Origin of the sequence: Anabaena sp. CA = ATCC 33047 (genome assembly GCF_963870205.1) — a bacterium.
Classification (GTDB): Bacteria; Cyanobacteriota; Cyanobacteriia; order Cyanobacteriales; family Nostocaceae; genus Trichormus.
The window spans coordinates 41,670-56,455 of the sequence record NZ_CAWMSA010000086.1 but is presented as its reverse complement, the minus strand read 5'-3'; the positions used below and the strand labels follow the sequence as shown (position 1 = coordinate 56,455).

Here is a 14,786-nt window from a genome sequence, read left to right as displayed (position 1 = left end):
CTCATCTCCCTCATCTCCCCTGCCTATACTCCCTAACTTGCAAGTGCTTCCTGAATCGCTTTATTGTAAATAACGCGACCCGGCGTAGTGCGTATATACTGAGAAATTAAGTTGCCCTGAGCGTCTTCTCTGACTTGGCGGAATTTGTAGATGACAGTCCGGCTACCGTCTTCGTTATTTTTCACCTCTACGGGTTCTGTATCAGGTTGAGAAGTTTCTACTTCCCCGTCAAAGCGGACGTAAACGTAGGCGTGTAAGTCGATTTGCTCTTGCTCGAAGGCCATAATTACGTCTTCCATCGATGCAAAATACCTACCTGCACCCTTTGTAGCACCAGGATTCTCCGCAGTTAGGTAGTATGCCCCCAAGACCATATCTTGGCTAGGTGTAATAATCGGTCTACCTGTGGCTGGTGACAAAATGTTATTAGAAGCCAGCATCAACAGCCGCGCCTCAGCCTGACTTTCTAATGACAAAGGTACGTGTACCGCCATTTGGTCACCGTCAAAGTCAGCGTTAAACGCCGGACAAACCAAAGGATGTAGTTGAATTGCTCGCCCTTCTACCAAAATCGGCTCAAAAGCCTGAATACCCAAGCGGTGCAGCGTTGGCGCACGGTTGAGCATCACGGGGTGTCCTTCAATCACCTCTTCCAAAACATCCCAAACACTGGGGTCGGAACGAGAAATTAATTTTTTCGCAGCTTTGATGTTATTCACCATGCCACTGCGAATCAGGCGATTAATCACAAATGGTTGAAATAGCTCAATCGCCATTTCTCTGGGCAAACCGCATTGGTGAATCTTCAGCTTTGGCCCTACGACAATTACGGAACGTCCAGAGTAGTCAACCCGTTTACCCAACAAGTTTTGCCGGAAACGTCCTTGTTTACCTTCAATAATGTCGGACAAAGACTTCAGGGGTCGATTGTTTGCCCCTACCACGGTACGTCCCCGACGACCGTTATCAATCAAAGCGTCTACCGCTTCTTGCAGCATCCGCTTTTCGTTCCGCACAATAATTTCCGGTGCGAGAATTTCTTGCAGTCGTGCTAAACGATTATTCCGGTTAATTACCCGACGATATAAATCATTTAAATCGCTAGTCGCAAACCGTCCACCATCCAACTGCACCATTGGGCGCAAATCTGGAGGAATGACGGGAATAACTGTCATCACCATCCACTCCGGCTTAGAACCGGTAGCAATGAAGTTGTCAATTACCCGCAGGCGTTTAATCAGTTTTGCTCGCTTTTGTCCTTTGGCAGTACCAATTTCTTCGCGGAGGTTTTCGGCTTCTTGCTCTAAGTTAATGTCAGCCAGCAAGCGCAGTAATGCTTCCGCACCGATACCTACCTCTACACCTTGCAACTGAGAATCTTCGCTATAAATTTGGTCTTCAATTTCCAACCACTGGTCTTCACTCAGCAGTTGTTTATAGGTTAAAGTTTCCGCATTGCCGGGACTAAGGACAACATAAGAGTTGAAATATACAATTTGTTCCACATCCCGCAAAGGCATATCTAGCAGGATGGAAATATAACTAGGAATCCCTTTGAGATACCAAACGTGGGCTACTGGCGCAGCTAGTTTGATGTATCCCATGCGATGGCGACGCACCCGTGACTCGGTAACTTCTACGCCACAACGCTCACAAACAATCCCTCTATGGCGGACTCTTTTATACTTACCACAGTGACATTCCCAATCTTTCGCGGGGCCAAAGATGCGCTCACAAAATAAGCCATCCATCTCTGGCTTGAGGGTACGGTAGTTAATTGTCTCTGGTTTGGTAACTTCACCGACTACCTGACCATTGGGTAATGTTCTTTCACCCCACTGGCGAATACGTTCAGGTGATGCCAAGCCGATTTTTACGTAGTCAAACTGATTAGTTTGGGCAGGTCTCATACTTTCAGTGCTGAGTGTTGAGTGTATTTAGTTTTGGAACTTTGGGTGTTGGGTATTAGGGATTGGGTATTGGGTACTGGGGATTATTTCCCAGTCCCCAGTCAAGAGTCCCCAGTCTCTAATACCTATTCTTCGTCTTCCAAGGATTCGCGGGAGAGAGATTCGTAGGTGGGTCGAGGTGGTGTTCTTCTGTTGGCTTGGTCTGCCATTAAATCAACTTCCACATCTAAGGAACTACCATCGGCTTGGGTTTCTACTTTATGCACAGCAATATCTAAGCCCAAGGATTGTAATTCGCGCATCAACACCTTAAAGGATTCTGGTGTGCCAGGTCTGGGAATAGCCTTACCTTTAACGATCGCATTTAAGGCTTCATTTCGTCCCTGCATATCGTCGGATTTTACTGTCAACAATTCTTGCAAGGTGTAAGCAGCACCAAAGGCTTCCAAAGCCCACACTTCCATTTCCCCAAATCGCTGACCACCTTGTTGTGCTTTACCACCCAAGGGTTGCTGTGTCACTAAGGAGTACGGGCCAGTAGAACGAGCGTGAATCTTATCGTCTACTAGGTGTACCAGTTTCAGCATATAAGCTACACCCACGGTCACCGGTCGGTCGAATGGTTCGCCAGTCCGACCATCAAATACCATGATTTTGCCAGAGTCATCGGGGTTATACACCCAGTTGCGACCTGTTTCATCCCGTGCTTCTTGCAATTTGCCATGCACAATGCGGCGAGATGATTCTTCCCCATACATTTCATCGAAGGGGGTAATTTTAAACCGCACTCCCAAGTTATAGCCAGCCCAACCTAACAGACACTCAAATACCTGTCCGACGTTCATCCGGCTGGGTACACCCAGAGGGTTGAGGACAATATCTACAGGGGAACCATCAGGCAGATAAGGCATATCTTCTATGGGCAGTATCCGCGAAATAATCCCCTTATTCCCGTGACGACCTGCCATTTTGTCGCCTACCTGAATTTTCCGCTTCTGCGCCACATACACCCGGACTACCATATTTGCACCCGGTGGCAGTTCATCACCTTGTTCACGGGTAAACAAGCGCACGTCAACTACACGCCCTTTTTCACCGTTGGGTACACGCAAGGAATTATCTCTCACATCCCGTGCTTTTTCCCCGAAAATTGCCCGCAACAGTTTTTCTTCTGGGGGTTGGTCAGATTCGCCTTTGGGTGTGACTTTACCTACTAAGATGTCTCCAGATTCTACCCACGCCCCAATGCGAATGATCCCCTGTTCATCTAACTGACGCAAGGCATCTTCCCCGACGTTGGGAATTTCTCTGGTGATTTCTTCTGGCCCTAGTTTGGTCTGCCGTGCCTCAATTTCATATTTTTCAATGTGAATTGAGGTGTAAATATCATCTTGTACCAGGCGTTCAGAAATTAAAATTGCGTCTTCGTAGTTGTAGCCTTCCCACGGCATATAAGCTACGACAATATTCTGACCAAGTGCCAATTCTCCGCCTTCGGTAGAAGAACCATCAGCTAATACCTGACCCGCTACTACGTGTTCACCAATGCGTACAAGTGGCTTTTGGTTTAAGCAGGTATCTTGGTTAGAACGCTGGTATTTGGAAAGGGTATACTTAATTTCTGATGAATTTGGTTTGGGACGTACCCGAATTTCTGTGGCATCTGCATAAGTCACCTCGCCATCAGTACGGGAAATAATCACCATCCCGGAGTCTCTCGCACCTTGGGCTTCTAAACCAGTACCGACTAAGGGTCGCTCTGGTTTCAGCAGGGGTACTGCTTGCCGTTGCATATTAGAACCCATGAGGGCGCGGTTTGCGTCGTCATGTTCCAAGAAGGGAATCATGCTGGTAGCTACGGAGACAATTTGTACCGGAGATACGGCTACGTAGTCTACTTGTTCTGGTGTGGTGGTGGAGAATTCTTGCCGATAACGGACTGGTACTTGTGGCCCTAGAATGTAGCCATTTTCATCAAGGGGAATATCCCCTGGTGCTACCCGTAGGTCGTCTTCTTCATCGGCGGTCATGTATACTGCTGGCTTGTCAAAGATTACCCGACCGTTTTCTACTGGTCTAAAGGGTGTTTCTAAGAAGCCATACTGGTTTACCCGTGCGTGGGTAGCTAAAGAACCAATCAAACCCGCGTTGGGGCCTTCTGGTGTTTCGATGGGGCAGATACGTCCGTAGTGGGAGGGGTGAATATCCCGCACCGCAAAACCTGCCCGTTCACGGGTTAAACCGCCAGGGCCAAGGGCTGACAAACGACGTTTGTGGGTCAGTTCTGCTAAGGGATTTGTTTGATCCATGAACTGACTTAATTGGCTGGAACCAAAGAATTCTTTAATGGCTGCTACCAAGGGTTTGGGGTTGACCAAGGATGCAGGAGTTAATACTTCTGCGTCGGATACGGTCATCCGTTCCCGAATGATTCTTTCTAGGCGGTTTAACCCTACCCGGACTTGGTTTTGCAACAACTCACCTACGCTTCTGACGCGACGGTTGCCTAAGTGGTCGATGTCATCTACGCTACCGATGTCGTATTCCAGGTTGATCAGGTAATCAACTGCTGCCAAAATATCGCTAGGGGTCAGTATCCGTACTGTCTCAGGTACAGACAGGCGTAATTTCTTGTTAAGTTTGTATCTACCAACACGACCTAAGTCATAGCGTTTGGGGTCGAAGAACCGGGAGTCTAACAGTTGTTGTCCACCCAGGACGGTTGGTGGTTCACCGGGGCGGAGTTTGCGGTATAACTCCATTAGGGCTTCTTCTTCGGAAAACTGCCCTTCTTTCTCGATGGTTTTTTGGAAGTATTCTGGATGGCGAAGAGCATCAAAAATTTCGTTATCTGATAACCCTAGGGCTTTAAGTAATACTTGGGCTGAGAGTTTACGGGTTTTATCTATCCGCACCCACACTAAATCGTTACGGTCGGTTTCAAATTTCAGCCATGCTCCTCGGTTGGGAATTAAGCTGGCAGAATAGGTACGCCGTCCGTTTTTGTCGATTTCGGATTTGTAGTAAACTCCAGGCGATCGCACGATTTGATTGACAATTACCCGCTCGGCTCCGTTAATAATAAAGGTGCCGCGATCTGTCATCAAGGGCAGATCCCCAATAAATACTTCTTGCTCTTTAATATCCCCTGTTTCTTTATTTAACAGGCGGGTGGGAACATACATCTGTACAGCATAGGTACTATCCCGGCGTTTGGCTTCTTCAACGCTGTACTTTGGTTCTTTAAGTTTGTAGTTTTGTCCTAAAAAATGCAGTTCTAGTTTGCCGGTATAGTCTGTAATAGGACTAAAGGAGTTGAGTTCTTCGATCAGCCCTTCTTCTAAAAACCAGCGAAAGCTTGAACGCTGGATTTCAATCAAGTCGGGCAATAGAAAGGCGGGTTCAATATAATTTTCGCTAGTCATGCCTCTACCTTTGTCAACCTGGTTAAATTTTTAGAGGACACAGTTGGATGACTTTTGTTGTCTTGCTTCCGTGTCCTTAGCTGTTTGGGAACTTCTCCTTCAATCTCACCTGATGATTTACAAGTGTGGATAAACGCAGCAATTGCATCTGGCGCGGGAGATTTTCACAAGGGGTGATCACCCCTGATAGCCAGCCACGGCTACTATCATCCAGCTATGTCATTGATTCCTTAACAGCAGTAATCGGAAATCTGCCCTTACCCCAATTTGTCTAACTAACTCACTTCCCCTCCCAACAGTGCTTCAACTACTTGTACTTGTCGCAGATGTTATTTTGTCTAAAACACACCATTGCTACTCACGGTGATAGCCTGTGATTGAGGAGCAAAAGCTTTCTTTGGAGTTTATTCGTCAAAATGGCTTGATTTTGCAAGATTGTGATCACAAGACAATTTCTTTTAACAATTTTCTATAGGTTAATTACAAAGCCGGTGGTTTTAGTCAGAATTGCTCTCAATGTTGGTTGTCAGGTTTTGTCATAACATTGAAAGCATCCGCTTGTGGAGATGTGAGGAGGGTCAAGTTGATAACTGTACAAAATCAAGCTTAGGAGTTTTCAGTTCCTTCCTTTATCATTATGACGCACACAAAATGTTTTGGAGGCATTAATTTTAGCATATTTTTTCCTCCTAGCTGTTTATTTTTAACTGCAACCTATAATATAACCGGACAAACTTTATAGTGCTAGACCAAATAGTTTGCAGGCATTTTGGGTAGTTTGAGTGGAAATTGCCTCTAATGTCTCTCCTCTTAGCTTGGCTATTTGCTCCGCTACATGGCGCACATAAGCTGGCTCATTCCGCTTTTCTCCCCGTTTGGGAACTGGTGCCAAAAACGGACAATCGGTTTCAATTAGTAAGCGATCGCTGCTCACTATCTGGGCTGAGGCTTGTATTGTTTTAGCGTTCTTAAATGTAACAGTACCGCTAAAACTAATATAAAAGCCTAAATCCATAAACCATTGAGTTTCTTCTGGTGTCCCTCCCCAACAGTGCATCACCCCCCGAAGTTGATGATTTGTCCTCTCTTGCCATTTTTGTAAGATGTCTCTGACTGCAACTGCGGCATCCCGACAGTGAATAATTACGGGTAAGTTGAGTTCAGAGGCGATCGCTAATTGCGCCTCAAATACCTGATGCTGTTGTTCATGGTTATCGGCTTTATAAAAGTCCAGCCCCATTTCACCAATCGCCACTACCTGAGAATCAGAACGCGCTAAGGATAATATTTCCTCACCTGTATGACTCTGCCATTTTTCTGCGTCTAAAGGATGCAAGCCTACGGCAAAGCTGATTTCCGGAAACTTGTGGGCTAAGGCTTGAATACTGGCAAACTCTGATGGCTCGACACAGGAATGTACTAAACGTACAACTCCTGCTTCTTGCCACCGCGATCGCACTGCTGTTAAATCTGCCTGGAAGGCTGCGAAATTGAGATGTACGTGAGTATCAATCAGTTGCATGGTCATTAGTCAGTAGTCATTAGTCATTAGTCATTAGTTAATGACTAATAACCAATCACTGCTTATGCTGTTTGGGTGAGTGGCTTGAGCTTTTGAGCCATTCTGGACTTTTTCCTTGCCCCATTGTTGGGATGCAGAACACCCCGCTTTACAGCTTTATCGATTTTGCTGTAAGCCTCAGAAAGTCTTGTTTGTACTTCCTGTTGTGCTTCTGGAGTAGGATTACCTGCATAAACTTCTACCGCTTGCAAGTATTTTTTCATCAGCGTTCTAACTGCTGATTTGTAGTTTTTATTACGCAGCCGATTGCGTTCTGCGATTTTGGCGCGCTTGAGAGCAGACTTTGTATTCGCCACAGTCAATTCCAAAAAGACTATTAATTATGTACACACACTACTAGACTTACTAATATAGCATCAAGATTGCCAATGTTAGGCATTCTGACAAAAAATTACTTTTGGGTGGCTCAGAAAGTTGCTAGCTAATTTCTCAGGTATGCACCAAACCTGAGAAAAAACGCTATGATAAAAGGTCATAATCATCAACTTTTTTCATGGCTGCCAAACCTGACCTAAAGACCAGCCCTGGGGTACATCCCCTAACCAGGATGTACAGTTACAAGAAAAGGCTGCAAATAGCTAGGGTTGAAGAACTTTAGTGGATATTTAAGTAAAAATCAGCACAAATTTGACTCGACCACTCATTTGATTTCTGGATTGGGTAAGCGTAGATGTGTATCAGCATCAGCAAAGCTCCCAGAAAGATGGCGAGGTGGTGTCATCAGTCATTTAGTTGCCGTCTTCAGCAAATCAACTGCTGGAGGTATTGAGAGTATCAAAAAAATCCAGGTTAAGCTAGAGAAGAGGATTAGCGTCGGCAATGTACCCAGTGGGTAAATGGCAGAACTAATTCTCAGGCGGGTATATTCTAAAATTTTGGCATTGTCCTTACTCCATGCTGCGAATCATTACTCAGCAGGCAGACGTTAGAGCAGAACTAAAACGGATCTGCGATCGCACCAATGATGAACCAGTGCTTCATCAAGAAGCCACCGTGCGGGAAGTGTTGCAAGCAGTTAAACGCCAAGGCGATAAAGCTGTGCTACATTATACCGCCGAATTTGACAATCAAGACCTCAAGCCTGAAGAACTGCTTGTCAAAGGTTCGGAACTGGATGCGGCTTACCAAAAGGTATCGAAAGAACTACTACAGGCAATTCAGCTAGCTTGTGAGCAAATTGAAGCCTTTCATCGTCAGCGAGTCCCGAAAACCTGGGTACAGTTTGGCGATGATGATGTGGTGTTAGGTAAACGCTACACTGCGGTAGACCGTGCGGGTTTGTATATCCCTGGAGGCCGTGCGGCGTATCCGAGTACGGTACTAATGAACGCCATTCCGGCGAAAGTGGCTGGTGTACCGCGTGTAGTCATGGTGACTCCCCCAGGTGCAAATAAAACTATTAACCCGGCGGTGTTAGTCGCGGCACAAGAAGCGGGAGTTAAAGAAATTTATCGGGTAGGAGGCGCGCAGGCGATCGCCGCTTTAGCTTATGGTACAGAAACCATCCCCAAGGTAGATGTAATTACCGGGCCGGGGAATATTTATGTCACCTTAGCTAAAAAGTTAGTCTACGGCACTGTGGGGATTGATTGTTTAGCCGGGCCTTCGGAAGTGCTAATCATTGCCGATGAAACAGCTAATCCTGTGCAAGTGGCGACTGATTTATTAGCGCAAGCCGAACATGATCCGATGGCGGCGGCGATTTTGTTAACCACAGAACCGGCGTTAGCCAAAAATGTGCAAGTAGCTGTAGAAAGACAATTAGTTGATCACCCCCGGCGGATAGATACCGAAAAAGCGATCGCTCACTACGGTTTAATCATCCTGGTGGAATCTTTAGAAGCAGCTGCGGAACTCTCCAATGAATTCGCACCGGAACACCTAGAATTAGAAGTTAAAGACCCTTGGGCATTATTGCCGAACATTCGCCATGCTGGGGCGATATTCCTCGGCTATTCTACACCGGAAGCTGTTGGGGATTACATAGCAGGGCCTAACCACACCTTACCTACTTCTGGTGCTGCTCGCTACGCTTCCGCTTTGGGAGTGGAAACTTTTCTGAAGCATTCCAATATTATTCAATATTCACCCACAGCATTGCAAAAAGTTGCAGGAGCCATTGACGCACTAGCCACAGCCGAAGGCTTACCTTCTCATGCTGATTCAGTGCGTCGCCGAATTCAGCAAGAAGACTGATGGAGAATGCTTAAGTTTTTCCTATAGTTTTGGTAAAAAATACTTAATGGCTTCAAACTAAAAGTTTAGGCAGCTGTCATCTTCACCTGGGAAAGCTTTGTACAGCAAAGTCTCTACCATGTAAACTCAGTCTTTGTGTGAGAAATTGTTGGTATGGCTGCCAATCAGTTGATTCATGCTGATATCAGGAATCTGAATTGGAAGAGGTAACAGCCATGCTCAAAACTATTTTGGTAGCTATAGATGGTTCGGAAATTGCAACACGAGTCATCCAGACTTTAGAAAATTTGGTTTTGTCACCAGAGACAAAAGTCATACTCTGTCATGTATTTCCCACAGGCGAGTCAGACACAGAATTACCAGCTGATCGACCTCAGCCTGAATCTGCTCGATTTTCATCTTTTCATATTGAACAGCAATTGCAATCTTTCCAAGAACAGTTATCAGTCAAAACTCACATAGAATTGGTTGCCGGAGAACCAGCCGACGAAATTATTCGCCTCGCCAATATTCACCAAGCTGATTTAATTATTATTGGTAGTCGTGGTTTAACTGGCATGAAGCGAATTGTTTTAGGTTCTGTGAGTAATCAAGTAGTGGAAGAGGCTGGTTGTTCTGTGTTGGTGGTCAAGCCGCATTAAAATAATATTGATGCAATTAAACAGGTGAAAATGGGATTTTAGCGTCTGTTTTTCTCCACCAAAAATTGACGCAAGCTTAGTAAACTCAAAGTTTGCCCTAAATTTAACGGCATCAATGATACGCCTTCTAAATGAGATTGTACCCAACCGTCTCCCCAATACCATTCGTGAAAACCATCTATCCCGCCACTGAGTAGCAAGCGTAGACAGTTAGATTTTGCTACATCCACTTGATGATGAATACTGATGGGGCCAGTCCAGGTAGTAAATTTGATACCTTGACTCAGTTCGTCTGGTATTCCTGGGGCAAAACGCTGTCCGAGGAGCCATTTTTTGAGTTGTTCAGTTCGCAGTAAACTATCATGAATTGCACTGGCTGAGGCAGCAATTTCTATTCTGAGTTGGCTTTTTTGAAAATTTCCTAGCATTGCTAAAAATTACACTTTGATGATAATGAGTTGTTGTTTTTTATGGTGAGGATAACTATCAAGATGATGCAATATTTTTAGTTGTTAACATCACACCTAATGAGCAATAATACCATTGCTATAACTTGAGATGAGAATAATAATTTTAATGTAACTTATATTGCTTTCAAAATGCTGATTGAGCAGGATTATTGGCTGTTAGTTAAATATACCAGAAGATAGATAAATAAAAATTGCTGGGGATAGAGGCATGCTCTGTCTGAATTTTGGTTAAGTTGAGAAATTGTTTCTGAACTGTGGGCTAGACTCGCCGGAATATCAATTTTCTCTGATACTGAGGCTACTTATGTATAAGTTAAGTTTTGTTATACTAAATATGAGATTCACCCCTATGCTGATGTGTCAGGGGAGTGGGTAAGAAATTATTATTGGTAAGGTTTTCATGGCGGATCAGTTAATTCGTGCCACAGCAGCCGATGGTGGGATTCGTGCAGTAGGCGTGATTACCACACGCTTAACAGAAGAGGCACGACAACGCCACAAGCTTTCCTATGTAGCAACTGCGGCTCTAGGTCGGACGATGGCATCAGGTTTGTTGATGGCTTCTAGTATGAAGCGACCAGGATCTAGGGTGAATGTGAGGATTAAAGGCGATGGCCCTTTAGGCGGTATATTAGTAGATGCTGGCTTAGATGGGACAGTACGGGGTTATGTAGGCAACCCATCTGTAGAATTGCCACCCAATGCTAAGGGAAAATTAGATGTTGGGGGTGCAGTGGGTAATGGCTACCTTTATGTTGTCAGAGATATCGGTTACGGCTACCCCTACTCTAGTACAGTTGAATTGGTGTCCGGTGAGATTGGTGATGATGTCGCGCATTACTTAGTGAATTCTGAGCAAACACCTTCGGCAGTGGTTTTAGGGGTGTTTGTCGGTTCAGGTGGAGTGACGGCGGCGGGAGGCTTGTTAGTACAGGTATTGCCGAAAGCTGCCAGAGATGAGGCTTTAGTAGCAAAATTGGAAGCGCGGGTAGCAGCGTTATCAGGGTTCACGCCGTTATTGCAAGCAGGGAAGAATTTACCGGATATCTTTAATGATTTATTGGGTGATATGGGGTTAAGCATCTTTCCTGAACACCAGATTTTGCGGTTTCATTGCGGTTGCTCTTTTGACCGGGTGCTAGGAGCATTAAAGATGTTGGGTGAGGCAGAATTACAAGATATGATTGTCAAAGATGATGGGGCAGAAGCTACTTGCGACTTTTGCGGCAGTGTGTATCAAGCCAGCAGTGATCATTTAGCTCAATTAATTGTGGATTTGCAAGGGGAGTCATCGGTTTCCAGTTAAGTATAAAAGAAGGCTGAATCTTTTAATTATTAATGTTATCTGTGGGTAGGATAATGTAACAAGTAGCTTTTGAAATATGAGAAAGTTACTATGGCAAAAATAGAATTATCATTCTAAAACAGATCGCTATTCCCTTATTTGTGGTGTGAGAGATGACAGAGCGGGATATCCCAGAAAGTTGGCATCCAAGCAGAGGAAGAAAACCAGATGAGATAGGAGGATTCTCCCGAACGCAAAAATTTGGTGAACCTGATGTTTCTGGTGTACCTGCTACTGGTTCGTCTAATTCAGTGCAGCAACTCACAGATAACAAAACCGCAGCATACCCGATTAACAGCGAATCAGAAAAAAATGTAGGCGTTAGCGGCCAAAGCAAATTGCCGGGCTGGATGAAAGGCTGGATGGGATGGGCGTTATTGTTAACGCTGATTCCGGGTGGTGTGGCATTTATGGCCACAGCAATGCTGCTGAAGTTACCATCTGCGCCTAATTGTCCGTCAATTTTTTGGCCGCTAGCGAGTGCGTCGGTGCGGCTACATTGCGCTCAACTGGCGGCTACTAAACAGACAGTTGAAGACTTGCTACAAGCGATCGCCTTAGTGCGACAATTACCCCCAGACCATCCACTGCGGGGAGAAATTGATCGATTTGTAGAACAATGGTCACGGGATATTTTAAAGCTGGCTGATCAAAGTTTTCAAGCGGGGAATTTAGAAGAGGCGATCGCCACGGCGCGCAAGATACCCCAAGATGTGTCAGCTTATAAATTGGTAGATGAGCAAATTGCTAAGTGGGAAGCAATTTGGACGAAGGCAGAAGGTATATACCAGGAAGCAGAAGCAGAACTACGGGAACGACGCTGGCAATCAGCGTTTATGGTTGCAGCTAAATTGGTGCGTGTAGATAATAAGTATTGGGCAACGACTAAATACGACCAATTGAACGGCATTATTACCTTAGCAAAAGAAGACGTTGATAAGTTAGGTACAGCCGAAAGATTAGCTAAGAGTAGAGTAGTAGATAATTTACTAGAAGCGATCAAATTAGCTCAATCGATTGGACAAAATAGCTACTTATATCAAAAAGCGCAAGAACTGATTCCTGCCTACGGGCGGAAAATGCTGGATTTAGCACAAGCGAAAATGAAACAGCGTGATGCTGATACAGCTATAGACATTGCCAGACAAATTCCACAAATTACCGGAATACAGGCAGAAGTGGAAGACTTTATTGCCTTGGCTGATGCCCAAAGAAGTGCGTGGATAGGTAATATAGCAGGTTTGGAATCAGCAATTACCCTGGCACAAGACATTGATCCATCACGGCCAGTGTATGACAAAGCGCAACAGCTAATTACCCAATGGCAGTTGGAAATTGAAGATGTTGCCCGGTTGGAAAAAGCGAGAACACTAGCTAGCCGAGGCACAATTGATGATTTAACAGCAGCGATCGCCGAAGCACAAATGGTGCCGGGAAGCAACCCCCGCAGTTCGGAAGCTAGACAAAGTATTAACCGTTGGCAAGCACAGATAGAAACTATTGAAGACCAACCTTATCTGGAAAGGGCGGAACAAATAGCTTATTTAGGGGATATTAATTCTTTGCAAGCGGCGATCGCCGAAGCTAGCCAAATTCGTCCGGGTCGGTCATTGTATCCAGAAGCACGCCGCAGAATTCGGAATTGGGTAGGTAGGATAGAGCGGATCCAAGACCAACCAATATTAGCTCAGGCGCGCGACTTAGCCCAAATTGGAGAGTTGACGGCAGCAATTAATACAGCTAGACCACTGGCATCTTCTGGGCGATCGCTGGCTGGGGAAGCGCAAGCCGCCATCGATGAATGGCAAGGCCAAATTCGTGCTAGGGAAAATTGGCAACAAGCCAAAGAAATTGCACAGGCTGGTACACCGGGAGCTTTGCTGCAAGCGATTAGATTGGCTGATCAGATTTCCAACCGCAGTTTGTTGCGGATGGATGCCAATATAGCTATTGACCAATGGAGTCAGCAAATCTTAGATATTGCCCGTTCTCAAGGTAGTTCTGATATTCCCAGAGCGATTGAAACTGCTCGCTTAGTACCACGGGGTAGCTCTACTTACAATGCAGCACAAGACCAAATTAAATTATGGCAGCAGTTGCTTAATCCTGAGCCGATACAGCAATTTCAGCCTTCTACTATTAGTGATGAGCAGTAGTTTTGAGAGGCGCGAAGTTTCGCGTCTCTTGATTTTTGTTTCGCGCATACCGCTAAGGCGGAACCGCTTGCGGTAGGCGCAAATAAGAACGCCAATAAGTAAGTATTGCAAGTATTGTAGGGGTTTAGCAATGCTAAACCCCTACTCCCTCTAATGGAGCGATCGCAAAATTTGGTCTATCATGCGATTAGCTTGGGAAGCATAACCACCACCAAATAAATTGAAGTGATTTAAAATGTGGTACAGGTTATAGAGTGTTTTTCGGGTTTCATAACCTGCATCTAAGGGGAAGACTTCGTTATAACCCTGATAAAAAGCGGCGGGAAACCCACCGAAAAGTTCTGTCATGGCGATATCAACTTCTCTATCCCCAAAATAAGTAGCTGGATCAAATATCACTGGTTCACCTGTGACAGTACAGCCAGCATTCCCACCCCATAAATCACCATGTACTAAGGAAGGTTTTACTTCGTGATTGGCTAGCAGTTGGGAAATAGCATCTAGTAATTCGTCTTGTTTGGGGAAGTTACCACCTCGTCGCCTGGCAAGTTGAAATTGATAGCCCAAGCGGTGTTTAACATAAAATTCTACCCAGTCTGCTGTCCAAGTATTGATTTGGGGTGTAGAACCGATGGTGTTATTCATCTCCCAACCGTAACCTTTAGGGCTAGTGGTTTTGTGCATCGCTGCTAACCTACGTCCCATTTCTACCCAAGAGTTACTGTTACCGCTTCCCATTTCCAACCATTCTAGGATGATATAACCAGAATTCCCGGCTGTACCCCAACATATTGGTTTTGGTACGCGAATCGTATTAGTATCGTACATCTGCTGTAATCCCAGCATCTCTGCTTCAAACATGGCAACTTGAGATGCTTGGTTGAGTTTGACAAAATACGTTAGTTTGCCATCAGAGACAGCATACCCTTGGTTAATGCAGCCACCACCAACTGAACGCTTATGTTGATGCTGAAATTTTTCGCCAGTGACTCGGCTAATATGGGCATCGATTTCAGTCCACATTTTAAATTCAAAATTCAAAATTCAAAATTCAATAATTG

The 14,786-nt window shown here is 45.1% G+C and carries 10 protein-coding genes; 4 read left to right on the top strand and 6 right to left on the bottom strand.

Annotated elements, in window-relative coordinates:
- Positions 1–32: 32 nt before the first annotated feature.
- The 4 genes from AACS98_RS23020 to rpsT all read right to left on the bottom strand — a co-directional run bounded on the left by AACS98_RS23020 (position 33) and on the right by rpsT (position 7,213).
- Complete coding sequence (locus AACS98_RS23020) at positions 33–1,910, bottom strand: DNA-directed RNA polymerase subunit gamma (RefSeq protein WP_066384586.1); 1,878 nt, start codon at positions 1,908–1,910, stop codon at positions 33–35.
- Between the two features lie 125 nt (positions 1,911–2,035).
- Entirely contained in the window at positions 2,036–5,335 is a 3,300-nt protein-coding gene (rpoB, locus tag AACS98_RS23015) for a DNA-directed RNA polymerase subunit beta (protein ID WP_066384582.1), read from the bottom strand.
- 736 nt (positions 5,336–6,071) lie between these two features.
- The gene (locus tag AACS98_RS23010; RefSeq protein ID WP_066384580.1) at positions 6,072–6,857 is read right to left on the bottom strand and encodes a TatD family hydrolase; all 786 of its coding nucleotides are present in this window, start codon (positions 6,855–6,857) and stop codon (positions 6,072–6,074) included.
- A gap of 62 nt (positions 6,858–6,919) precedes the next feature.
- On the bottom strand, positions 6,920–7,213 hold the full coding sequence (rpsT, locus tag AACS98_RS23005) for a 30S ribosomal protein S20 (protein WP_066384578.1): 294 nt from the start codon (positions 7,211–7,213) through the stop codon (positions 6,920–6,922).
- 598 nt (positions 7,214–7,811) lie between these two features.
- Between rpsT and hisD the strand changes: the two genes are divergently transcribed.
- Both hisD and AACS98_RS22995 read left to right on the top strand, forming a co-directional pair.
- On the top strand, positions 7,812–9,113 hold the full coding sequence (hisD, locus tag AACS98_RS23000) for a histidinol dehydrogenase (protein ID WP_066384575.1): 1,302 nt from the start codon (positions 7,812–7,814) through the stop codon (positions 9,111–9,113).
- A gap of 215 nt (positions 9,114–9,328) precedes the next feature.
- Entirely contained in the window at positions 9,329–9,754 is a 426-nt protein-coding gene (locus tag AACS98_RS22995; RefSeq protein WP_066384572.1) for a universal stress protein, read from the top strand.
- A 38-nt stretch (positions 9,755–9,792) separates the two neighbouring features.
- On the opposite strand, the gene AACS98_RS22990 is transcribed toward AACS98_RS22995, so the two are convergent.
- Positions 9,793–10,182 carry a hypothetical protein gene (locus tag AACS98_RS22990; protein ID WP_066384570.1) on the bottom strand — a complete coding sequence of 130 codons (390 nt, stop codon included), beginning with the start codon at positions 10,180–10,182 and terminating at the stop codon, positions 9,793–9,795.
- 442 nt (positions 10,183–10,624) lie between these two features.
- On the opposite strand from AACS98_RS22990, the gene hslO reads away from it, so the two are divergent.
- Together hslO and AACS98_RS22980 are read left to right on the top strand one after the other, a co-directional pair.
- Positions 10,625–11,530: an Hsp33 family molecular chaperone HslO gene (hslO, locus tag AACS98_RS22985; RefSeq protein WP_066384568.1), complete on the top strand. Its 906-nt coding sequence runs from the start codon at positions 10,625–10,627 to the stop codon at positions 11,528–11,530.
- A gap of 152 nt (positions 11,531–11,682) precedes the next feature.
- Entirely contained in the window at positions 11,683–13,725 is a 2,043-nt protein-coding gene (locus tag AACS98_RS22980) for a chromosome segregation ATPase (RefSeq protein WP_066384565.1), read from the top strand.
- 150 nt (positions 13,726–13,875) lie between these two features.
- On the opposite strand, the gene AACS98_RS22975 is transcribed toward AACS98_RS22980, so the two are convergent.
- Positions 13,876–14,748, bottom strand: coding sequence for a fructosamine kinase family protein (locus tag AACS98_RS22975; RefSeq protein ID WP_066384563.1), 873 nt, complete (start codon positions 14,746–14,748; stop codon positions 13,876–13,878).
- Positions 14,749–14,786: the final 38 nt, after the last annotated feature.

Coding starts and splice junctions, on each gene's coding strand:
- AACS98_RS23020 (WP_066384586.1), bottom strand. CDS start 1,910: ATGAGACCTGCCCAAACTAATCAGTTTGACTACGTAAAAATCGGCTTG.
- rpoB (WP_066384582.1), bottom strand. CDS start 5,335: ATGACTAGCGAAAATTATATTGAACCCGCCTTTCTATTGCCCGACTTG.
- AACS98_RS23010 (WP_066384580.1), bottom strand. CDS start 6,857: ATGCAACTGATTGATACTCACGTACATCTCAATTTCGCAGCCTTCCAG.
- hisD (WP_066384575.1), top strand. CDS start 7,812: ATGCTGCGAATCATTACTCAGCAGGCAGACGTTAGAGCAGAACTAAAA.
- AACS98_RS22995 (WP_066384572.1), top strand. CDS start 9,329: ATGCTCAAAACTATTTTGGTAGCTATAGATGGTTCGGAAATTGCAACA.
- AACS98_RS22990 (WP_066384570.1), bottom strand. CDS start 10,182: ATGCTAGGAAATTTTCAAAAAAGCCAACTCAGAATAGAAATTGCTGCC.
- hslO (WP_066384568.1), top strand. CDS start 10,625: ATGGCGGATCAGTTAATTCGTGCCACAGCAGCCGATGGTGGGATTCGT.
- AACS98_RS22980 (WP_066384565.1), top strand. CDS start 11,683: ATGACAGAGCGGGATATCCCAGAAAGTTGGCATCCAAGCAGAGGAAGA.
- AACS98_RS22975 (WP_066384563.1), bottom strand. CDS start 14,748: ATGTGGACTGAAATCGATGCCCATATTAGCCGAGTCACTGGCGAAAAA.